Origin of the sequence: Proteiniphilum propionicum, assembly GCF_022267555.1 — a bacterium.
Classification (GTDB): domain Bacteria; phylum Bacteroidota; class Bacteroidia; order Bacteroidales; family Dysgonomonadaceae; genus Proteiniphilum; species Proteiniphilum propionicum.
The window spans coordinates 2805969-2827500 of record NZ_CP073586.1 but is presented as its reverse complement, the minus strand read 5'-3'; the positions used below and the strand labels follow the sequence as shown (position 1 = coordinate 2827500).

14 protein-coding genes, 3 tRNA genes, 2 rRNA genes and 1 pseudogene (1 of these 20 running past the window's edge) are annotated in these 21532 nt (G+C 43.4%); 7 read left to right on the top strand and 13 right to left on the bottom strand.

Annotated elements, in window-relative coordinates; translation table 11 throughout:
• The 5 genes from KDN43_RS11665 to KDN43_RS11645 all read right to left on the bottom strand — a co-directional run.
• A 23S ribosomal RNA gene (locus tag KDN43_RS11665) occupies window positions 1-332 on the bottom strand (it extends 2580 nt beyond the left edge of the window).
• A gap of 338 nt (window positions 333-670) precedes the next feature.
• Window positions 671-744 (bottom strand) — tRNA-Ala (locus tag KDN43_RS11660).
• 45 nt (window positions 745-789) lie between these two features.
• Window positions 790-863 (bottom strand) — tRNA-Ile (locus tag KDN43_RS11655).
• A 361-nt stretch (window positions 864-1224) separates the two neighbouring features.
• Window positions 1225-2756 (bottom strand): 16S ribosomal RNA (locus KDN43_RS11650).
• The 16S and 23S rRNA genes sit together here with 2 tRNA genes alongside, the layout of an rRNA operon.
• Before the next feature lie 638 nt (window positions 2757-3394).
• A complete protein-coding gene (locus tag KDN43_RS11645) occupies window positions 3395-4831 on the bottom strand; it encodes a PDZ domain-containing protein (protein ID WP_238866336.1) in 1437 nt (478 codons plus the stop codon).
• A 156-nt stretch (window positions 4832-4987) separates the two neighbouring features.
• Here KDN43_RS11645 and KDN43_RS11640 point away from each other — a divergent pair, with 156 nt between their 5' ends.
• The 4 genes from KDN43_RS11640 to hemH are packed head-to-tail and all read left to right on the top strand — an operon-like array spanning window position 4988 to window position 9551.
• Entirely contained in the window at window positions 4988-5437 is a 450-nt protein-coding gene (locus KDN43_RS11640; protein ID WP_238866335.1) for a YhcH/YjgK/YiaL family protein, read from the top strand.
• 22 nt (window positions 5438-5459) lie between these two features.
• Window positions 5460-7466, top strand: coding sequence for an alpha amylase C-terminal domain-containing protein (locus KDN43_RS11635; protein WP_238866334.1), 2007 nt, complete (start codon window positions 5460-5462; stop codon window positions 7464-7466).
• Window positions 7467-7478: 12 nt separating this feature from the next.
• The gene (locus tag KDN43_RS11630; RefSeq protein WP_238866332.1) at window positions 7479-8531 is read left to right on the top strand and encodes a type I phosphomannose isomerase catalytic subunit; all 1053 of its coding nucleotides are present in this window, start codon (window positions 7479-7481) and stop codon (window positions 8529-8531) included.
• Window positions 8532-8585: 54 nt separating this feature from the next.
• Window positions 8586-9551: a ferrochelatase gene (gene hemH, locus KDN43_RS11625; RefSeq protein WP_238866330.1), complete on the top strand. Its 966-nt coding sequence runs from the start codon at window positions 8586-8588 to the stop codon at window positions 9549-9551.
• Window positions 9552-9951: 400 nt separating this feature from the next.
• Here hemH and KDN43_RS11620 read toward each other — a convergent pair whose 3' ends face one another.
• From KDN43_RS11620 to KDN43_RS11610, 3 genes are all read right to left on the bottom strand, one after another.
• Window positions 9952-10923: an HU domain-containing protein gene (locus KDN43_RS11620; protein ID WP_238866328.1), complete on the bottom strand. Its 972-nt coding sequence runs from the start codon at window positions 10921-10923 to the stop codon at window positions 9952-9954.
• A gap of 83 nt (window positions 10924-11006) precedes the next feature.
• Complete coding sequence (gene ruvC, locus KDN43_RS11615) at window positions 11007-11567, bottom strand: crossover junction endodeoxyribonuclease RuvC (RefSeq protein WP_238866326.1); 561 nt, start codon at window positions 11565-11567, stop codon at window positions 11007-11009.
• 2 nt (window positions 11568-11569) lie between these two features.
• Window positions 11570-11878, bottom strand: a complete 309-nt coding sequence (locus tag KDN43_RS11610; protein ID WP_238866324.1) for a DUF4286 family protein — start codon at window positions 11876-11878, stop codon at window positions 11570-11572.
• A 106-nt stretch (window positions 11879-11984) separates the two neighbouring features.
• Here KDN43_RS11610 and KDN43_RS11605 point away from each other — a divergent pair.
• A tRNA-Ala gene (locus tag KDN43_RS11605) sits at window positions 11985-12058 on the top strand.
• Window positions 12059-12103: 45 nt separating this feature from the next.
• Here KDN43_RS11605 and KDN43_RS11600 read toward each other — a convergent pair.
• The 3 genes and pseudogenes from KDN43_RS11600 to KDN43_RS11590 form a co-directional block, all read right to left on the bottom strand.
• Window positions 12104-12382, bottom strand: a pseudogene (locus tag KDN43_RS11600) (zinc ribbon domain-containing protein YjdM); the annotation flags it as partial.
• 18 nt (window positions 12383-12400) lie between these two features.
• Window positions 12401-14050 carry an AMP-binding protein gene (locus KDN43_RS11595; protein ID WP_238869463.1) on the bottom strand — a complete coding sequence of 550 codons (1650 nt, stop codon included), beginning with the start codon at window positions 14048-14050 and terminating at the stop codon, window positions 12401-12403.
• Between the two features lie 319 nt (window positions 14051-14369).
• Window positions 14370-14933, bottom strand: a complete 564-nt coding sequence (locus KDN43_RS11590) for a helix-turn-helix domain-containing protein (protein ID WP_238866321.1) — start codon at window positions 14931-14933, stop codon at window positions 14370-14372.
• A 434-nt stretch (window positions 14934-15367) separates the two neighbouring features.
• Between KDN43_RS11590 and KDN43_RS11585 the strand changes: the two genes are divergently transcribed.
• Together KDN43_RS11585 and KDN43_RS11580 are read left to right on the top strand one after the other, a co-directional pair.
• A complete protein-coding gene (locus KDN43_RS11585; protein ID WP_238866319.1) occupies window positions 15368-16771 on the top strand; it encodes a CDP-glycerol glycerophosphotransferase family protein in 1404 nt (467 codons plus the stop codon).
• Window positions 16772-16810: 39 nt separating this feature from the next.
• Window positions 16811-18259 carry a lipopolysaccharide biosynthesis protein gene (locus KDN43_RS11580; RefSeq protein ID WP_238866317.1) on the top strand — a complete coding sequence of 483 codons (1449 nt, stop codon included), beginning with the start codon at window positions 16811-16813 and terminating at the stop codon, window positions 18257-18259.
• Window positions 18260-18357: 98 nt separating this feature from the next.
• Here the strand turns inward: KDN43_RS11580 and KDN43_RS11575 are convergent, their stop codons facing one another.
• Both KDN43_RS11575 and KDN43_RS11570 read right to left on the bottom strand, forming a co-directional pair.
• Window positions 18358-19800: a tetratricopeptide repeat protein gene (locus tag KDN43_RS11575; RefSeq protein ID WP_238866314.1), complete on the bottom strand. Its 1443-nt coding sequence runs from the start codon at window positions 19798-19800 to the stop codon at window positions 18358-18360.
• A 33-nt stretch (window positions 19801-19833) separates the two neighbouring features.
• Window positions 19834-21522 (bottom strand): glutamine--tRNA ligase/YqeY domain fusion protein, encoded by a 1689-nt coding sequence (locus KDN43_RS11570; RefSeq protein ID WP_238866312.1) that lies wholly within the window; start codon window positions 21520-21522, stop codon window positions 19834-19836.
• Window positions 21523-21532: the final 10 nt, after the last annotated feature.

Genomic DNA, 21532 nt, shown 5'->3' with positions numbered 1-21532 from the left:
CTTCCACTTTCCTAACCTAGTGCCACGTCTCAGTCCTACAACCCCGGTACTGCCGAAACAATACCGGTTTGGGCTTATCCCGTTTCGCTCGCCACTACTTCGGGAATCACTTTTGTTTTCTTTTCCTGTGGGTACTTAGATGTTTCAGTTCCCCACGTTTGCCTTCCGACCAAAAATCGGAATGATACGATCAACTCGTACCGGGTTGCCCCATTCGGATATCCGCGGATCCATTCGTATTTGCCAATCCCCGCGGCTTTTCGCAGCTTATCACGTCCTTCTTCGCCTTCCAGAGCCCAGGCATCCCCCATGTGCCCTTTGTCACTTTTATTTCGCCGTCCGGTTCTGCTTATTACGAAAATAAGCAGCCGGGTCTGATAAATACCAGCGTCTTTTCTGTTATTATGAACTCTTTTTTTTGTTTTTTGCTCTTGTTTACTTCATCATGTCAAAGATCGCTTCAATCATGCACGGAAATTAAAAAAAAACCGGCAGATCGATAGCTGTCTGATACGGAGTCGAACCGCTTATCAACGTATTAGGGCTACATGCATAATGCTTGCCTACGATAATTGTCCCCGAGCGGACGTTCAAACATCAATATATCATTTCCAAATCACACGGCCAAACAGGCGCGCTCGCCGTTGGACTCTTCTTTAAATCAATACTGTGGAGAATAACGGATTCGAACCGTTGACCCTCTGCGTGCAAGGCAGATGCTCTAGCCAGCTGAGCTAATTCCCCGATCTTCAATTACTAATTACTAATTGGCAATTGCCAATTAATCCGTAGTCCCAGGCAGAGTTGAACTGCCGACCTCTACATTATCAGTGTAGCGCTCTAACCAACTGAGCTATAGGACTGGCTGGTTATCTGTCGGCATCCCCTCAACACCATTCCCCTACTCAGGAAAATCGGGATGTCTTAGATGGCTTTCTCCCCAACTTGCACAACGGGAGAAATTATATCATTAAATACACGCTAATTAAAAAACGGATTACTTTTAAAAAAACATTAAACAGTAAAACAGCAGGAAGTAAAACAGTTATGGTACCAACTGCGGCAAACATACAAACAAGATGTGGATATGAAAGCCGATATTCATGAAAAAATAGAAAAAAAAAGGATCGTGAACCGGAAATACAACATGAAAATAACAATTCCCAAATCTTATATTTCCGTGAAAAGCCCATTTGACGGCATGTTAACAAGGAGTCTCTCCAGAAAGGAGGTGTTCCAGCCGCACCTTCCGGTACGGCTACCTTGTTACGACTTAGCCCCAGTCACCAGTTTTACCCTAGGCCGCTCCTTGACGGTTACGGACTTCAGGTACCCCCGGCTTCCATGGCTTGACGGGCGGTGTGTACAAGGCCCGGGAACGTATTCACCGCGCCGTGGCTGATGCGCGATTACTAGCGAATCCAGCTTCACGGAGTCGAGTTGCAGACTCCGATCCGAACTGAGAGTGGTTTTGAAGATTAGCATCATGTCGCCATGTAGCTGCCCTTTGTACCACCCATTGTAACACGTGTGTCGCCCCGGACGTAAGGGCCGTGCTGATTTGACGTCATCCCCACCTTCCTCGCATCTTACGATGGCAGTCTCGTTAGAGTCCCCAGCTTCACCTGATGGTAACTAACGATGAGGGTTGCGCTCGTTATGGCACTTAAGCCGACACCTCACGGCACGAGCTGACGACAACCATGCAGCACCTACACATCTGCCCCGAAGGGAAGGCCGTTTTCGCGGCCGGCCAGATGCATTTCAAGCCCGGGTAAGGTTCCTCGCGTATCATCGAATTAAACCACATGTTCCTCCGCTTGTGCGGGCCCCCGTCAATTCCTTTGAGTTTCATTCTTGCGAACGTACTCCCCAGGTGGATTACTTAACGCTTTCGCTTGGCCGCTTACAGTGTATCGCAAACAGCGAGTAATCATCGTTTACTGCGTGGACTACCAGGGTATCTAATCCTGTTTGATCCCCACGCCTTCGTGCATGAGCGTCAGTAGTAGTTTAGTAAGCTGCCTGCGCAATAGGAGTTCCTCGTGATATCTATGCATTTCACCGCTACACCACAAATTCCGCCTACTTCATCTACACTCAAGAAAACCAGTTTCGAAGGCACTTTTACAGTTAAGCTGCAAAATTTCACCGCCGACTTAATCTTCCGCCTGCGCACCCTTTAAACCCAATAAATCCGGATAACGCTCGGATCCTCCGTATTACCGCGGCTGCTGGCACGGAGTTAGCCGATCCTTATTCGTAAGGTACATGCAATGAAACACACGTGAATCACTTTATTCCCTTACAAAAGAAGTTTACAACCCGTAGGGCCGTCTTCCTTCACGCGACGTGGCTGGTTCAGACTTGCGTCCATTGACCAATATTCCTCACTGCTGCCTCCCGTAGGAGTCTGGTCCGTGTCTCAGTACCAGTGTGGGGGATAAACCTCTCAGTTCCCCTATCCATCGTTGCCTTGGTGAGCCGTTACCTCACCAACTAGCTAATGGAACGCATGCCCATCTTCAACCGATAAAATCTTTAACAAATATCTCCATGCGGAGCCCCTGTGTTATAGGGTATTAGTCCGTCTTTCAACGGGTTATTCCCTTGTTGAAGGCAGGTTGCATACGTGTTACTCACCCGTGCGCCGGTCGCCACCATCTGCATTGCTGCTTCATGTGATGCCCCTCGACTTGCATGTGTTAGGCCTATCGCTAGCGTTCATCCTGAGCCAGGATCAAACTCTTCATTGTATATTTGTTTTTTGTTTCCTTGAAACTGCCTTGAATAAACATCCAAAAATGTGAAATGCTTAATACAAAACCGAAAAATAAACTCTACGAATGAATGAGATCATTAATCCATTATCAACTCCCGGATTCACGATTTATTCCTTTTTATTATTAATTGAACGGGTACCAATATTGCTCGACTTCTGTCAAAAAAAATCAAGCACTTGTATACTCTGCTTTGTCTTTTTAAAAAACGTGTATGTAAATATCTAAAGATCGCTTCCGTTTTGTTTCGGGATATCTTGTTCCCAAAAGCGGGTGCAAAGATAGAGATTGTTTTTCAAACTCCAAAATTTTTAAGAAAGTTTTTTTGATTTTTTTTTGCACTAAAAAAAGTACAGCTGATAATCAATTATTTCAACAACCTAATTAACCCCTTAAACAATCTGTTTATTCCTTTCAGCCATCCCATCATCTCTATGATGGATATCTTTCAAAGCGAAAGGACTGCAAAGATAGTAATTTTGGAGAATACCGACCAAATATTTTCAACTTTATTTTCAAATAATTTTGGCAGGCTAACCACCCCTTATCTTAGCGCTGGAGAGTAAACAGGTGAAAATCAAAAAGAGAACCTCATTATTGGGGAACAGCCGGAGTCAGTAAGCAAGTATATGCGAACTGGTGCTTATTTGCGGAGTAACGGCAAAGTTCATCATATTTCCGCCCCTGTCAACAATAATATTAATGGTAAGTGGAGTATTCCAGTCGATATACTGGTTGAAATTGAACAGATAAGAGAAAGCAGCTTTGTATCTTTTATTATCGGAGATTGCTTTCGAAATTTCATTGTAGCGAGATACATCCCAGAACATGCACTCCTGAAAACCGTTCGAATCGGTATAACGGGTATTCCTGTCCCTGAAATTCATTGTCTCGGCAAGGAAACGCCTATACCCATCAGTAAGCGATTGGGGTGTATGATTAAAACTCTGTCCCTGAATATCAAGAATGATATCACCGGGAAGTATTCCGGCTTGTGCTGCAGGCGATCCGGGATCAACTGAAACAACGGTCTTCAGGTCATTCATATTATATCCTATGCCGGTGTAGTTGTACTTCAGGTACTTCACCTGATAAGTAGCAAACGCCAGATTCCCGGGGTACGGAAACTTTTGCAACATAAGCGGAAGATTCAATCCAAGATAATTCAAGAGATCATAATGGCTACTCAGTCGTTCTTTCACTTCACTCTCCCATATGAGTATCATTTTCCCAGCTTCTATGAATTTGTTATCATAGAACCGATAGCCAAATTCAAGATTAAAAGCAATATCATCTACACGAACAGCCTCTGAAGGGTTATAAAGAGGGATTTTTACCGTTCTGTTGCTTTTTGAATCGAACCGCCATACGGGCTGATAACTCCCATAAGTGGGAGAATCAGGTTTAAACAGAGGATTATTCTGATAGCTGTAATAGGTCTGAATAATTAAATCAGGATCATCGGGACTGTACCTCATCCCTTTATCGGTCAACACACGAGTAAAAATTGCATTAATCTGCTCATCAAGTTCTCGGGTATTTTCACCCGAAGGAGAAAAAGCAAACGTACGGTAATCATGCAAGAGGGCCTCACTGTTGGTTTTTGTCTTCACCGGCATCAGGAAACGTCTCTCCTGCACATCCTCCAGGCTGTAAAAAGCAAAAACCGGAGCAAGCTGTGATTCCCTGATACCATTACTGTGACGGCAATCTTTATCGATATTCAATTCCTTAAATGAGTGTTCAAGATTGCGAATGGCAATTTTCATAGACGTCTCATTCAGATTAAACCACGACATAACGGTCTGGTGCGACTTCAGGTATGTTCCATTTCCATTCACGGATAGGATTATGTCGTTCAGTTTAAGGCCGGCCCTTTCGGCAGGAGAACCGGGGGTTATATCAACAATAACAGGTTCTTTATATCCCCAGCTCTTGTCTTCACTTACTTCGAAATTAAAGCCTAAACTGCATGTGGTTGTATAGTTCTCCGGCAACACACTTACCGGGTATATAAGAAAAATTATTAAAAGAATTACAATTCGCCTCATTGTATTTATATGTATATTATTTCTTCAAAGTTTACAAAGATATGTTTTTTGTTCATTATTATTAAGCAATATCAGTTTTTACGATCAAAATAAAGAGAAAATATACACAATTTCTTTATCTTTGTAAGGTTCGATTAATATTTAACAGCATTAATTATGATTGTCGACAACCTCGCGAATGCAGCCAGATATTTCAGTCTGCATCCTCTTTTTGAAAAAGCGTTTGAATTTATCAAACAAACAGACATTGATGGTGCAGAGGCCGGGACCGTTGAAATTGACGGAAAACAGCTTAAGGCATCTATTGTTAAAACCCGGCTGAAAGCGGCTAAAGAAGCGAAACTGGAAACACATAGAAAATATATCGATATCCAGATACCGGTAACCATTGCCGAGACATTCGGCTGGAAATCCCTTTCGGGGCTTTCAGAGCCGGAATCAGGATACGATAAGGAAAACGATATTGAATTTTTCCTTGATGCTCCATCATCATATGTAACTGTTGTACCAGGTGAATTCGTAATCTTCTCTCCCGAGGATGGCCACGCTCCTCTTATTGGCAATGGAGAAACAAAAAAAATTATCATTAAGGTTGCCGTAGTTTAATACATCCTCAATATGCACTATTATGCTTGATATCATCAAAAACGACCCATGGCTTAAGCCTCATTCAAAAGCTATCGAGGGCCGGCACAACTACTATTTAGAACGACTGAATGATCTCACGCAAGACGGTACGATCACTCTTTCCGATTTTGCTACAGGTTATCTCTATTTCGGGCTGCATAAAACTTCAGGAGGATGGGTGTTTCGTGAATGGGCGCCAAATGCTACTGAAATATTTCTCACTGGCACATTCAATCAGTGGCAAAGATTAGAAGCGTTCCGCTTGCGACGAATAGATAACGGCGTTTGGGAGGTAAAGATTCCACTCGAACAAATACATCATGGAGACCTTTATAAGCTTCATGTAAGCTGGCAGGGCGGTTCCGGAGAAAGAATCCCGGCATGGTGCAAACGAGTGGTTCAGGACAAACAAACGCTAATCTTCAGTGCACAGGTATGGGAACCTGAAGAGAGCTACACTTTCAAGCATACGGGCTTTAAGCCTGATACTTCTCCCCTTCTCATCTATGAAACACATGTGGGAATGTCAACAGAGGAGGAGAAAGTAGGCACTTACAATGAGTTCAGGGATAATATTCTTCCCCGGGTAAAAGAGAACGGCTACAATGCTATTCAGATAATGGCGGTCCAGGAGCATCCCTATTACGGGTCGTTCGGATACCATGTATCCAGTTTTTTTGCCCCCTCATCGCGAAGCGGTACCCCCGATGAGCTGCGTGAACTTATAGATAAGGCTCACGATATGGGTATAGCAGTAATCATGGATATTGTCCACTCGCATGCTGTAAAGAACGAGACAGAAGGTATTGCCAGGATGGATGGTTCTTTCGACCTATACTTCCATTCCAATCCGGAAAGAAGAAATCATCCTGCCTGGGACTCACTCTGTTTTGATTATAGAAAAGATGGAGTGCTCCACTTTCTGCTCTCCAACTGCAAATATTGGCTGGAGGAGTACAGATTCGACGGGTTTCGTTTCGATGGCGTAACATCAATGCTCTATTACAGCCATGGGCTGGGAGAATGTTTTACTGAATATGGCGATTACTACAACGGACACCAGGATCCCGATGCAATCTGCTACCTGACGCTGGCCAATCATCTTATACATGAAGTAAACCCGCATGCTATAACCATTGCAGAAGAGGTTAGCGGGATGCCAGGCCTTGCTTTGAATATCAAATCGGGCGGATACGGGTTCGACTACCGAATGGCGATGAATATTCCCGACTACTGGATAAAAATCATCAAGGAGAAGAAAGATGAAGATTGGCATCCATCCTCAATATGGTGGGAAACAACCAACCGGAGGTCAGATGAAAAGACTATCTCTTATGCTGAGAGTCACGACCAGGCTCTTGTAGGTGATAAGACCATTATATTCAGGCTTATTGATGCTGACATGTACTGGTACATGTCGAAACTGATGAGCAGCTCGTATGCCGTTGATCGAGGGATAGCTCTGCATAAAATGATTCGACTGGTAACAGCAAGTACAATGAACGGCGGTTACCTGAACTTTATGGGAAATGAGTTCGGCCATCCCGAGTGGATCGATTTTCCACGTGAAGGAAACAACTGGTCCTACAAATATGCACGACGTCAATGGCATCTGGCCGATGACCACAACCTGAAGTATCACTATCTGGGCGATTTTGACAAAGCGATGGTCTCACTCATCAGGTCCGTTCACAACTTTCAGGAAACCAGCCTGGTGAAGATATGGGATAATGACAGTGATAACATCCTTGCCTATATGCGAAAAAACTTACTCTTTGTCTTCAATTTTCATCCGAACAGATCATACAGTGACTATGGGATACTGGTACCACAGGGCGAATATAAGATTGTTCTAAATACTGATAATCCCGAGTTCGGTGGATTCGGCCTGAACGACGACACCATACATCATTTTACACATTTCGATCCGCTCTATGCACCCGATAATAAAGGCTGGCTGAAACTGTACCTGCCATCCAGGACCGCAATTGTGCTGAAATGCAATTAATTTGATAATACAATGACAATCAACAATAATCAACAATCAGACAAAATCCACTCCTTTTCGGCCTCAAACAGTTCGAAAGAGTCGAAGAACTCATTATACCCATTAAAATTCGAGCCTTTGCTCAAACCTGTTATCTGGGGAGGAACGGAGATATGCAAATTCAAGAATATAAAACCATTACGTGATGGTATTGGTGAAAGTTGGGAAATTTCGGGAGTAAGGGGAAATGTTTCCATAGTATCCAACGGATATCTTGCGGGTAAATCCCTCGATAAGCTGAACTCTCTTTACAAAGAGATGCTTGTGGGAAAGCATGTGCACAAGAAATTTGGGGACACATTTCCGCTGCTTATTAAATTTATTGATGCCCGCGACAACCTGTCCATACAGGTACATCCCGACGATGCGCTGGCAAAAGAGCGACATAACTCTTTCGGTAAAACCGAAATGTGGTACGTGGTAAACGCTACACCGGGGGCATTTCTATATTCGGGATTTGCAGAAAGCATCACTCCCGATGATTACTTGGAAAAAATTAAAGACAATACTTTCACAGAGACGCTCAGAAGATATGAAGTAAAAGCCGGGGATGTCTTCTTCCTGCCGGCGGGGCGTGTACACGCAATAGGTGCTGGTTGCTTCATAGCCGAAATACAGCAGACATCAGATATCACTTATCGTATCTACGATTATAACCGAAAAGATGCTGCCGGGAACCCCCGCGAGCTGCATACAGAAATGGCTAAAGACGCTATCGACTACAACGTTTACAGCTCTTATAAAACAGATTACAGGAAAAAAACAAACTATCCTGTTAAGTTGGTATCATCTTCTTTCTTCACCACAAAACTGCTGGATATAGATATTCCAGTGACAAGAGACTATTCCAATATTGATTCTTTTGTGATTTATATATGCATGGCCGGCCACTGCACAATAAAAGATAATAAAGGAAACTCTGAATTTATTCAACAGGGAGAATCAATGCTTATCCCGGCTGATACAGAGTCGGTGATAATAATACCAAGCGAATCATCAAAGCTATTGGAAACATACCTGGAATAGTGCATATATGTGAATAATAATTGATATACGGAACAGATAATCCGTAACCGTGAAATGAGAGGCATACTATTACTAAATGTGGGAACTCCCGCTACTGCTGAGAAACCCGATGTAAAAAAATTCATTGGTGATATGTTGTCAGACCCGCACCTGACGGGATATCCTGAATGGTTATCGTTCTTTCTGGCCAGGAAGATTATTGCACCCTTTTCAGCTGCAAAATCAGCTGAAAAATACAAAAGAATATGGAGGGCCGAAGAACCAAAAATATCTCCACTACTCTATTATATGCAAAAGCTTGCGGAAGATCTCGAAGCAAAAAAGGGGATTACGGTTGAGATAGCCATGCGCTACGGCGAACCTGATATATCGAGCGCGTTCAAAGAGCTTGAGAGAAGGTGCCCGCTACTTCACGAGGTGGTTGTTTTTCCCATGTACCCGCAATTTGCACAATCAACCACACAGACCATCAAAGAGGAGCTTGGCCGTATTTTCTTCAAACGCCCTCACTCCTTCAGGGTGAAGTTTGTAGAGCCATACTACTACCACCCATCCTTTATTAATGCTTTGGCGGAGAATGCAAAGCCCTATCTCGGTGAAATCGACAGGCTGGTATTCTGTTACCACAGCCTCCCCGTATCACAAGTTGAAGCAGGATGGAAAAAGGGGAAAGAGTTCGATTACGTTTACCAGTTAAAAGAGACAAACAGGCTTTTATGTGAAAAAATGAAGATCGATCCTCATCACACTCTCATCTTTTACTCCTCACAAAGGGGAAAAAACTGGCTAAAGCCTTTTCTGAACACAGATATTGGAGATCTGCCAAAACTGGGATGGAAGAAAGTTGCAATTGCCGCTCCCGGTTTTATAGTTGATAACATGGAAACTCTCTACGACATAGATTTTGAAGCTCGTACTATTTTTATGGAAGCAGGTGGTGAAAAATTCACATTTATCCCATCACTCAATAACAGTGAAATATGGATTGAGGCTATCTGGAAAATTATTGAGAAAATATAGTTTTCCTTTCTTCACCAATGTTGTTCGCTGGCATTTTAGTTTACCGGGCTTAAGCACACATATGTTTTTCTAATTTCATTCGCGACACCGCGACCAATACACTTACAAGCTATTTCATTGTTCACTTCATACACTGGTTCAATGTATTTAGCTGAGGGCCAATCCGTAGCTATATGCGAAAAAGGGGCGAAAGCAGCTATATGCAGAAGCAGTTATATGCAGAAGAAAGCGCGGAAGCGGCGATATACGGAAAAAGGGCCGAAAGAGGAATAATTTCTTAGAAGTCGGGAAACCTGTAATTATCGTATGGCGGCACCAGATTTTTACGTACTCTGTAAAACTGATACACCCAATATAGTAAAAAGCCCGCTATTATATTTTTTTTGAACGACATAACTGATTAACGTTTTAAAATCCATGCATCTGAATGCGATGGATATTGTTTATGTACTTTTCTTAAATATGTCTCTGCGTCAGCTCTATTATCGAATGAAGCGGCATACACATCAGTACGCCCCGGCCGGTCCAGTCGTCCCGGGCTTGAAAATCCCTCGTTTTTAAGCTGCGCCATAATCTGCTCTGCCGCATCGTTTCGTTGGTAAACACCCACAATAATGTAGTAGGCTGGCAAATTAACAGCCACTTCTGCGGCAGTTAAGTTTGCATCAGAAGCAGTGGTTACATCGGAACCAGTGGCTATCGGCATTTGTTCTGTCCCCGGAGCTTTTTCATTAACATTTGCGGCCGTTGCCGAATGGTCCACCAGCTGAGCAGGTTTGTTGTGGAAAAGTCCCGTTTCAGACAACATTTGAGCAGACTGGCGACCGATAGCAGTATCGCTTACCGGTAAGATAAACATCAGTACTAGAACAGCCGCCACAGCTGCCGCACCTATACCTGTAACTCCAAACCGCCTCTGCCTGTCACCAGCTTTAGACGACGGCATAGTTGCCTGGATCTGAATAAGCGGCTTCAGTGAAGCTTTGCCAAGCCCGAAGAAAACGGGACGTATAAATGATGCCGGAGTATATATAAACCGTTTATCATCATTCAAAGCAAATGAACCCAGCCTCCCAAGTTCAACAAGTTGATCCTCCCTTAAGTGTTGTTTAACCATTTCAACTGCCTTTTCTATCTTTTGCATGGCAGCCTCAAATGTAAGATCATAAGCCCTCATGTATGACTGGGCCAGCAATCCGTCATTATGGGCAAGATCGCGGTTGAACACCAGCTCACACAAAGGTGCATGAAATGCAGCAATACCGTCCCTGCGTGAATGAATTGTATTCACTACAAACCCTCCAAAGCCGGGAACGATAACACAGTTATGTTCATGCAGCAGAAATTCAATATGAGAAACAAGCTGGTTCATATCACAAAGATAAAAAACATTATGGTAAATTCACAAAAAAATCCATTAAAACTTACCGGGAAAGTTGCACCTCAAATTTTAACTTAGCGTTTAACTTTATCAGGGTTGTGGCTGACATAATCTTTCCAGTCTTTATATTTGTTATCTCCTTTATTAACATTTGATTGGTAAAAATGGCAAAGAGCAGCTGCCAGTCCGTCTGTCGCATCAAGTTGCGGCAGCATGTTCTCATCAGGAATATGAAGTATCTTCTGCAACATATAAGCAACCTGCTCCTTTGCTGCACTACCGTTACCTGTTATCGCCATCTTTATCTTCAGAGGGGCATATTCAAAAATTGGAATATCCCTTGAGATAGCAGCAGCCATAGCTACCCCCTGGGCACGTCCAAGCTTAAGCATGCTCTGTACGTTTTTCCCATAGAAAGGGGCCTCAATGGCCAGCTCGTCCGGCAGATATTCATCTATCAGCCCTAAAATACGGGAGTAGATCTTCGCCAGTTTCAGATAGTGATTACCGTACTTTCCCAACTGCATCACTCCCATTGCTTCCATGGAAGGCTTGTTATCAAGCACGCGAAGAATGCCATATCCCATGACCTGAGTACCCGGGTCAATCCCCATGATTATTCTTTCTTTCTGCATTTTCAGTACGAAATTGTTTCCAACACTGTAGAGAAACCGGCAAGCTTCTCTTTGAACCTCTCCAGTAAAGGAGTGAATACTTTCCGGTTCTCCTCCCTGTTCCATCTCTCCAGCGTTAACAGGTCGGTCACCTGAAATTCCATAGCGAAAGAAAATCCCTGATCTTTCTCTTTCCCGTGAACTCTTGCCAGCCGCGGCGATGTAAGAATGCCACTCCGGGTTGACATTGGAATAAATGTCTGAAGCATATATTCAATGAATTCTTCATGGATATCCTCCTCAACGTGGAAAGTGGTGTTGAAAACAATCATATAACGTTATTTTATATTTTTCCGAACAATTTCAGTTGCAAATATAAACAAAATTCGTATCTTTGCGCCACGAAATTTGGAACTGATTGGAACTGATTTTTTTCACGGGGGATTAGCTCAGCTGGCTAGAGCGTTTGACTGGCAGTCAAAAGGTCATCGGTTCGACTCCGATATTCTCCACTAAAACAAGATCGATAAGCGGCTTGCATTTGCAAACCGCTTTTTTTATTTCTTCAAGAATTCTGTCTTTAGAAATATTGTTTGTCCATCAACCCTGGCCTGTACATGTGTAGGATCATCTTCTGCAAGTTTAATTCCGCGAGCACGGGTTCCTCGTTTTACAACCATAGAAGAGCCCTTCACTTTCAGGTCTTTTATTACAGTTACATCATCACCATCTAAAAGTTCATCTCCGTTACTATCCATTACTTTACCTGATTCTTCTGCCGTGTCCATATCTAATTGTGTCCACTCATGAAAACATTCAGTACATTGAAAAAGAGATCCGTCGAAAAATGAAAGTCAGAGAATTTCGATACCGTTTTTTTTGCATAGCTCAAGAGCCATTTCACGTAGGAGATACTTCTGTATCTTTCCGCTGCCTGTCATCGGAAATTGATCAACAAAAAAGACATAGCGGGGTATTTTATATTTAGCGATATGTCCCTTGCAAAAATCACGCACATCCTCTCTAAAGAGATTAAATCCCTCTTTTTGAATGATGAAAGCACCCACATCTTCTCCATATCGTTCAGATGCTACCGCCACAACCTGTACATCCTTCACTCCCGGCATCCTGTAAAGGTAATCCTCCACCTCTTTCGGAGAGATGTTCTCACCTCCCCTGATTATCATATCCTTTATTCGCCCAGTGATTCGGTAATTGCCATTCTCATCTTTTACTCCCAGGTCGCCCGAATGCATAAAACCATTCTCATCTATTACCTGAGCAGTAGCTGCCTGATTCTTATAATAACCTTTCATCACATTATAGCCGCGGCAACACATCTCCCCAACTACCCCCGCAGGACACTCTTTACCTGTTTCGGGGTCAATCACCCTCACATCCGTAAACTCATAGTTGCGCCCCACAGTCGTACAACGCACCTCAAAAGGATCATCAAGCCGACTTTGTGTCATTCCCGGAGAAGTTTCTGTCATACCGTACACGCTGGTAAGCTTCATAAACATCTTCTCGTTCACCTGCCTCATCAGCTCCTCCGGGCAAAGTGCGCCTGCCATAATACCCGTACGTAATGAGCTCATATCAAAAATATTAAACATAGGATGGTTTAACTGTGCGATAAACATTGTTGGAACACCATGTAGGACAGTGCACCGCTCCTTATGGATTGAAGCGAGGGTAACAAGCGGATCGAACCGCTCCACCATAACCTGTGTACTGCCATGTGTAAGGCAGCACATGGTTGCTAACACAACCCCGAAACAATGAAACAGCGGTACACATATACAGCACTTGTCCTCAGGTGTGAAATTCATATGTACCCCAGTCAGATACCCGTTGTTGGTAATATTATGGTGCGTAAGCATCACCCCTTTCGGAAATCCGGTTGTTCCCGAGGTGTACTGCATGTTTACCACATCGTGACAGTTCGACAAGCCCCGTAATCTTTTAAACTCGTTGTCCGGTACATTCTTTCCCAACAAGAGTATTTCAGCGGTATTATACATACACCGGTATTTCTCCTGGCCTATATAGACTACATTCTTCAGTTCGGGAAAACGGTCCGATCTCATTTTACCACGTTGTGTTGCTCTCATCTCAGGCACCAGCTCGTAGATAATATCAGTATAATTGCTTCCCGCTACACCATCAGTCATGCACAAGGTGTGCATATCAGAATCCTTCATCAGATAGGCTATCTCTTCGGAACGATAGTTGGTATTTACCGTTACCGCAACAGCTCCAATTTTTGCAGTCGCATAGAGAAAGGTAAGCCAGTCGGGAACATTCTGTGCCCATATTCCCACTTTGCTACCGCGGGTCACCCCTATAGAGATCAAGCCTTTTGCCATGTTATCCACCCTTTCGTTGAAGGTCTTCCACGTAAAACGCAGATCACGGTCGGAATAGACAATATATTCCCTGTCGGGTGTCTCTTCAGCCCAGTATTCAAGCCAGTCCCCTAGCGTCTTATCGAAAAGTTGCATGTTAGATTGGTCACTCATCTTTAATCAGATAAAAAAATTGATATTTTATGATTAATCCGGAAATGATTTAAAACAGAAAACACACTCAATGATCAACAGTCGTGCTAAATTAGTACAAAGAGAAGCATAATATCTAAAAACTGTTAGCGGTGAATGGCCAACAGACATACTCAATGAGCGTTTCAGGAAGTTGATCAACTATATCAGGTTGAATGTGAATGTCCCACGACCTTGCTCAATGAGTACCACCTTATCATCAACGATGATAACGATAATGAGATCAATGTTCCACGACCTTGCTCAATGAGTACCCCAGAAACTAAGCAGGAGAGTACACAACACCCAGTATTTGGGCTTCGGCATCACCTGACGCAGTTACAAGATGGTCAACAATTGAATCGTAATAGATGCTGTCACCCTGGTTCAACAGATATTTTTCCTTACCATAATAAACAGTAACAGCCCCCTCCAGCACATAAAGAAACTCTTCCCCTTCATGTGAAGAGAAACTCTCATTACCTGTGGCAGACGAAATCCTGACAAGGAACGGGTCCATGTTTCGTCCCGCTTTTCCCGGTGCCAAAGAGATAAAATCCATATGTGAGTTGCTGTTGGCCATCTGGCTGGTGAATGTAACCGGTGTCATTAAATCACTGTTTCTTGTCACAACCGGCCCCATCTCTTCATAGTCGTCAAGAAAGGTACCCAACCTCACTCCAAGCGCACGCGCTATTTTAATTAATGACGAAAGTGATGGAATATTTTCGCTTTCGCAGATCCTTCTTACCTGCTCTACCGTAAGCCCTGCACCGGCAGCCAGCTCTTCTACCGGCATATTCTTCTCGGCACATAAAATTTTTATTTTTTCCGTAACTGCAGTCATATCTTGTTAAATGAAGCTGCAAAAGTAAAAGAATCTAAGCAAAAAGGCAAATAAAATCTCTAAATGTTTATTTTTTATGCAGCCTGATTATAATTCAACAGCATAACCAGATCTTTTCTATCAATTTTTCCAGAAACATATTCATGTGATTACCGATTATTTACACAGTATATTCAACACAACCTCACCTCTGTTTTCTGTCATAACCTGAAATATTCCATAACAATTTCTTACGGCAAAGCATTGCATACCCTGCAATTTTCTTGCGGCATTATTCTGTATCATACTCCTTTTTGCGCCTTTTCGACTGGATACCAGCTATTTAATTTCCCTTTAAAGAATATTGATAACAGATAAAAAGCTAAATTGAATTTTGCATTAAAAAACAGTCAATTAAAAATAAATTACTATTTTTGAGTGGTAAACCACCGGGTATGATTACCATATACCGGAAAATATCATTAGCTATGGTTGGAGAATACAAGCAATATCTGCAAAGGATCTCACCCGGATTTCTCTACAACGGATTAGTAATTGTTTACAGAGGATACAAGCAGATTATCAAACCGTTCCGTATTTTTATTTTTCTCCTTAAACACAAGAAAGTAGAGGCAAAACACAAGAAGGCGCTGGAATATGTTCGCAGCAAGGAAAAGATAAAGGCAGCCTTTTTTATTAATCACGATTCGGACTGGAAATACGAAGGTGTGTACAGGATAATGGAGCATGATGAGCGATTTGAACCGGTGATCATCATCTGCCCATATCTGACTTATGGTGAAGAGCAAATGCTCGAAGTGATGAAAAACGGTTTTAATGTTTTTTCCGAAAAGGGATATAACGTGATCAAAACACTCCGTGATGATGGCACATGGCTGGATGTAAAGAATGAGGTTCAACCCGATTTGATTTTTTTCGCCAATCCATATTTACATACAAGGGCCGAATATTATATCACCAATTTTCCCGATACCCTCACTTTTTACGTTCCTTACGCTTTTGTGATTACCGACAGGCCATCGTTACGTTATCAACTGGAACTGCACTACCTGGTGTATAAAATTTTCCGGGAATCAGACTATCACAGCAAAGAGGCCCGGAAATATTCGCTGAACAGAGGGTCCAACTCTGTAGTAAGCGGTTACCCTGGGTTAGACTTTGTTTTTAAAGATAACGGCAGAAACAATGCAGGCGATCAGGATAAAAGTATTTGCAACGATCCCTGGAAAATAAAGGACAGGCAAGTGAAAAGAATCATCTGGGCACCGCATCACAGTATTGAGACTGACAAAAGCCGGTTTAACTTCAGCAATTTCCTTGAGTATCATCAGTTTTTCCTCGATCTGGCAGACAAATATAAAGATGATATCATGCTCTCATTCAAGCCTCACCCGTTATTGAAGCCCAAGCTTAAAAATTTGCCAGGATGGGGTGAAGAGCGAACGGAGAACTATTACAAAGCATGGGCAACCCGTCCCAACTGTCAATTGAACGAAGGCATGTACTATGATCTGTTCCTTTCTTCCGATGCAATGATACATGACAGTGTATCTTTTCTGGTAGAATATCTCTGTACAAAAAAACCAAGCCTCTACATGGTGATTGATGATTATGTTTTGTCCGGTTTTTCAACTCTGGGGAATAAAATTGTTGATGCTCACTACCATTCCCGCACGAAAGAAGATGTTGAATCGTTTATCAAAGATGTAGTTATAAGCGGGGAGGACACCATGAAACAGAGGCGGGAAGCACTAATAAAAACTCACCTTCAGCCTCCCAACAACAACAGTGCCAGCAGGAACATAATGAATGAAATATACAGGATCACCGGCAAGTAAATTCACAATTATTTATTACTCCAACAATAACACCTTTATGTGGAAGAGTCATTAAAAAACAAGGCTGCCAAAGGCATGATATGGAGCGCGCTTGATAAGTTTGCTGTCCAGGCGGGACAGTTGGTTATTGGCATCATTCTTGCGCGCCTGCTAATGCCCGAGGACTTCGGGCTGATTGGTATGCTCTCCATTTTCTTGGCCATATCCCAATCGTTTATCGATAGCGGGATGGGATCGGGGTTAATCCAGAAAAAAGAGCGGAGCGATCTTGATTTCTCCACAGTCTTTGTTTTCAATCTGGCGGTCAGTATAATTTTCTACCTATTGTTATTCATTGCCGCACCACTTATAGCGCTGTTTTACGAAACACCGGGGCTGGTAACATTGACACGTGTTCTGGGATTAAATATCATAATCAACGCACTCGCCATTGTACAGCGATCGAAGCTGGTCATACATATCGATTTCAAAACAATTGCCAAGGTAAATGTTATCTCTGTCTTCTCAAGCGGTGCTATTGCTGTCTATTTTGCATTCACCGGCTGGGGAGTATGGGCGCTAGTTTTTCAGAACCTTATTCGCTCACTGATATCTGTCGCCTTGTTTTGGGTGTTCACCCACTGGAAGCCGTCACTCATCTTCTCAACCGAATCGTTCAAAAGGCTTTTCGGTTTTGGCTCCAAACTGCTAATCTCCGGGTTGTATGCACAAGGCTTCAATGAGATCTACAATGTGATGATAGGGAAGGTATATAGTGCTGCGGACCTTGGTTATTATACCCGATCAAAACAGTTTGCCGAGATATCCTCTGGTACAGTTACTGCTGTTGTACAACAGGTAACATACCCCATACTGGCATCTTTGCAGGACGACAAAGAACGACTGGTATCGGTGTTCAGCCGCCTGTTAAGAATGACATCTTTTTTAATCTTCCCTGCAATGACCTTGCTGGCATTGATGGCCGATCCCCTTGTCATGCTTTTCCTTACTGCAAAATGGGCACCAGCAATAGTATTGCTGCAGTGGTTATGTTTCGCGAGATTGGTAACACCCATCAGCTCAATCAATATGAATATTTTGAATGCCGTAGGCCGCTCAGACCTCTTTCTTAAGGTTGATCTCTCAAAGGCGCCCATCGTAATTGCAGCCCTTCTCATTACTATCCCAATGGGAGTGAAGGCAATTGTAATTGGAAGTGTGGTTACTTCCGCCCTCTCTTTCATAATAAACACCTATATGCCAGGTAAACTTTTCGGTTACGGTACACTTAAACAGGTTAAAGAGATGATCCCGGTAATTATTGCCACCTGTGTGATGGCACTGTCTGTCTACCTTGCTATGAATATCTTTCCAAGTCACTGGCTGAAGATTGTTACCGGGCTAATTACTGCATTGGCAACCTACCTGCCTGTAAGTTACCTGTTAAAAATTGAAGAGCTGCAGGAGTTGAAAAGGGTTATCCGGAAAATAGCCACCGGAAAACTGTAACAATGCCTTCCGGAGAGAGAGAGTTAAGGCAGCAGACCTTGCATTTATGGCTTGCAAATCATCTCCTCTAAATGCTTTGCAGTGCGCTGCCTGCAAAATCAGTATTTTATATTCTTGAACAGCACCCTGTTCTCACGTGCTTCGTTGAGCCGTGACAATATTTTCTCCCTGCTGTATCCCGAAAAATCGACATCTTCATAACCCATTATCAGGTTTAGCAGTGCTCGCAGCTCTTCATCGGAGAACTGCTCCATGATCTCATCGAAAGGTTCTTTTGATCCGATCTCAAAACGGATAAAAGCCAGTCGCGATTTGGCTGTCGGAAAATCAGGAGCAATCTCCAGCAGCTCCTCCAGATACTGTGCTGCCTGTTCATATTTTTCCTGCGCCACACTAATGTTTGCCAACCGGTCCAGGATATCTTCATTCCCTTCAGAAACAAGGGCAGCTTTCATATATGCCGCTTCGGCACCAACAAAATCCCCGTCATTGAATGCCAGCTCACCCTCAATCATGTAGTAGTCAAGCGTCTCCCTCTCCGTTTCCGGAATCAACGAAAACAGTTCCCTTGCTTTGTCAAAATCCTGCTTACTAAGGTAAACAAATGCACGTTTGCCAATAATACCCTTGCTTCCCAGCAGGGCCTCTTTCCTGTCTATAAGCTTCATCATCTCATCATATTGCTCCAGGGCGGAATAAGCTTCCATCAGCGAGTCATAAATTGTCTCGTCGTCAGGAGACTCCTCAAGGCATTGCCTGAAGATGGCAATTGCTTCCTCCGCGTTATCGTTAAGGTATAACGTCAATGCTTTCATTTTCAAAACCTGCTGATCACCCTCATTGATAGTCAACGCAAAATCAAAAGCATCAATAGCTTTATTGTACTCTTCATTCATGGAATATAGCTTTCCTATATTTACCCATCCGTCATACGAATAGGGATCAATATCAAGAAGCCTGTTGTTGTATTCAATAGCTTTATCCAGATCGCCTTTCATCTCATAGGCGTAAGCAAGGTCAACAATAACATCGGGATTCGATTCATCAATCTTCATGCTCTCTTCGAGAAATGAAATTGCACGATCAAACTTGTCCACATCGTTGAGCATATATCCCACTTCGGTGATGAAAAAGTAGAGGTCGTCCACCGACAATTCCCGTCCGAATGACTGATTAATCAGCTGATCGGCCTCTCCATATCTCTCCAGATGGAGCAACGACTCAATCCTAAGCAGCGACAGATCCACATCTCCTTCATCCGATAACTGCCTCATATAGTCGAGCGCCTCCTCATACATCTCAGAGTAAACAAGCTTTTTTACTTTCAGCACCATCAGCTCCTGGCTGCCTGGATGCATTGACAGGCCCTCATCGATAAGAAAGTCGGCCTCATCAATATCGCCCTCGGCAGTATAATAATCAGCCAGTTGAGCAAATTCATCGGCATCGAAATAGACCTTCTTGCCTAATGCACGCATCTGCTCATATCTTTCAACCAACGACGTGATATCCGGTTCATTCTCTTCCATTCTTCTCTCCATCGCCGATAACTTGTTTCTCCTGCACTAATAAACTCATTTTTTCCAGGAATCCCTGAGAGCCACTGTCCGGTTAAAGACCAGTCTATCTTTAGTTGAATCTGAATCCACATTAAAATACCCGATGCGTTGAAACTGGAAGCTATCTAACGGTTTGGCATCTTTCAGATACTCCTCCACCTTACATCCATTTTTCACTACGAGCGACCCCGGATTCAACAGTTCCTTAAAATCCCTGTCTTTTTCACCGGCGGGGTCCTCCACCTTAAAAAGGCGGTCATACAGCCGCACTTCGGCATTCAGGCTATGGGCCACTGAGACCCAGTGAATGGTACCCTTAACCTTACGGTTCGATTCCGGCATACCGCTCTTAGTCTGTGGATCGTATTCAGCATATACCTCAGTAACATTTCCGTTCTCATCTTTTTTGCAACCTGTACACTTAATAATATAGGCATTCTTCAGCCGCACTTCACTACCCGGGGTAAGGCGAAAGTATTTTTTCGGTGCTTTTTCCATGAAATCATCACGCTCAATCCACAGCTCACGGCTGAACTTCACCTTACGACTGCCCATGCTTTCATCTTCGGGATTATTGATAGCCTCCATCTCCTCCACCTCTCCTTCAGGATAATTTGAAAGAATCAGCCGTACAGGATCTATCACACCCGAAACACGCATCGCACGGGCATTTAGGTCCTCCCTCACCGCATGCTCAAGCAGAGACATATCGTTAATACCATCATATTTTGTGTAACCTATTTTATCAATAAAACTGCGTATTGCTTCGGGAGTATAACCTCTGCGGCGCATCCCCGTGAGTGTGGGCATACGCGGATCATCCCATCCCGACACCAGCTTCTCCTGTACGAGCTGCAACAGCTTTCGCTTACTCATAATAGTATAAGTAAGGTTCAAACGGTTAAATTCAATCTGGCGTGGGCGGTAGTCACTGTTGGCAAGCTGGTCTATAAACCAGTCGTACAAGGGGCGATGCACTTCAAACTCCAGCGTGCAGAGCGAGTGCGTTACACCCTCGAAATAATCGGACTGCCCGTGCGCAAAATCATACATAGGATAGGCTTTCCATGTTGTTCCTGTACGATGGTGCGGAATATGTATCACACGATAGATTATAGGGTCACGAAAGTGCATGTTAGACGAAGCCATGTCTATTTTGGCACGCAGCACCATCTTCCCTTCAGGTATCTCACCGCTGTTCATTTTTTCGAAGAGATCAAGCGTTTCCTCAACAGGCCTGTCACGGTAGGGGCTGTTTGTTCCCGGCACCGTTGGCGTCCCTTTTTGTTGTGCAATCTCTTCAGCCGACTGTTCATCGATATATGCTTTCCCCTCCTTAATAAGCTGTATGGCAAAATCCCACAACTGCTGAAAATAGTCGGATGCATAATAGACGTTTTCCCAGTGAAATCCCAGCCATTTTATATCTTCCATGATGGAATCCACGTATTCAACATCCTCTTTCAAAGGGTTTGTATCATCAAACCTGAGATTACAAATACCGCCATACCTTTCGGCTATTCCAAAATCGAGACAGATAGCCTTGGCATGCCCTATATGCAGGTATCCGTTAGGTTCTGGCGGAAAGCGAGTCTGTATGCGTCCATCGTTTCTGCCTTCTTTCAAATCGTTTTCAACAATCTGCTCTATAAAATTGAGGCTTTTCCTGTTCTCCTCAATAGCGGTAATCTCGTTCACTGACATATAGTGTAAT

Excerpts from the sequence above, each read along its gene's own strand:
- KDN43_RS11645 (WP_238866336.1), bottom strand. The coding sequence starts at position 4,831 with ATGAGGCGAATTGTAATTCTTTTAATAATTTTTCTTATATACCCGGTA.
- KDN43_RS11640 (WP_238866335.1), top strand. The coding sequence starts at position 4,988 with ATGATTGTCGACAACCTCGCGAATGCAGCCAGATATTTCAGTCTGCAT.
- KDN43_RS11635 (WP_238866334.1), top strand. The coding sequence starts at position 5,460 with ATGCTTGATATCATCAAAAACGACCCATGGCTTAAGCCTCATTCAAAA.
- KDN43_RS11630 (WP_238866332.1), top strand. The coding sequence starts at position 7,479 with ATGACAATCAACAATAATCAACAATCAGACAAAATCCACTCCTTTTCG.
- hemH (WP_238866330.1), top strand. The coding sequence starts at position 8,586 with ATGAGAGGCATACTATTACTAAATGTGGGAACTCCCGCTACTGCTGAG.
- KDN43_RS11620 (WP_238866328.1), bottom strand. The coding sequence starts at position 10,923 with ATGAACCAGCTTGTTTCTCATATTGAATTTCTGCTGCATGAACATAAC.
- ruvC (WP_238866326.1), bottom strand. The coding sequence starts at position 11,567 with ATGCAGAAAGAAAGAATAATCATGGGGATTGACCCGGGTACTCAGGTC.
- KDN43_RS11610 (WP_238866324.1), bottom strand. The coding sequence starts at position 11,878 with ATGATTGTTTTCAACACCACTTTCCACGTTGAGGAGGATATCCATGAA.
- KDN43_RS11595 (WP_238869463.1), bottom strand. The coding sequence starts at position 14,050 with ATGCAACTTTTCGATAAGACGCTAGGGGACTGGCTTGAATACTGGGCT.
- KDN43_RS11590 (WP_238866321.1), bottom strand. The coding sequence starts at position 14,933 with ATGACTGCAGTTACGGAAAAAATAAAAATTTTATGTGCCGAGAAGAAT.
- KDN43_RS11585 (WP_238866319.1), top strand. The coding sequence starts at position 15,368 with ATGATTACCATATACCGGAAAATATCATTAGCTATGGTTGGAGAATAC.
- KDN43_RS11575 (WP_238866314.1), bottom strand. The coding sequence starts at position 19,800 with ATGGAGAGAAGAATGGAAGAGAATGAACCGGATATCACGTCGTTGGTT.
- KDN43_RS11570 (WP_238866312.1), bottom strand. The coding sequence starts at position 21,522 with ATGTCAGTGAACGAGATTACCGCTATTGAGGAGAACAGGAAAAGCCTC.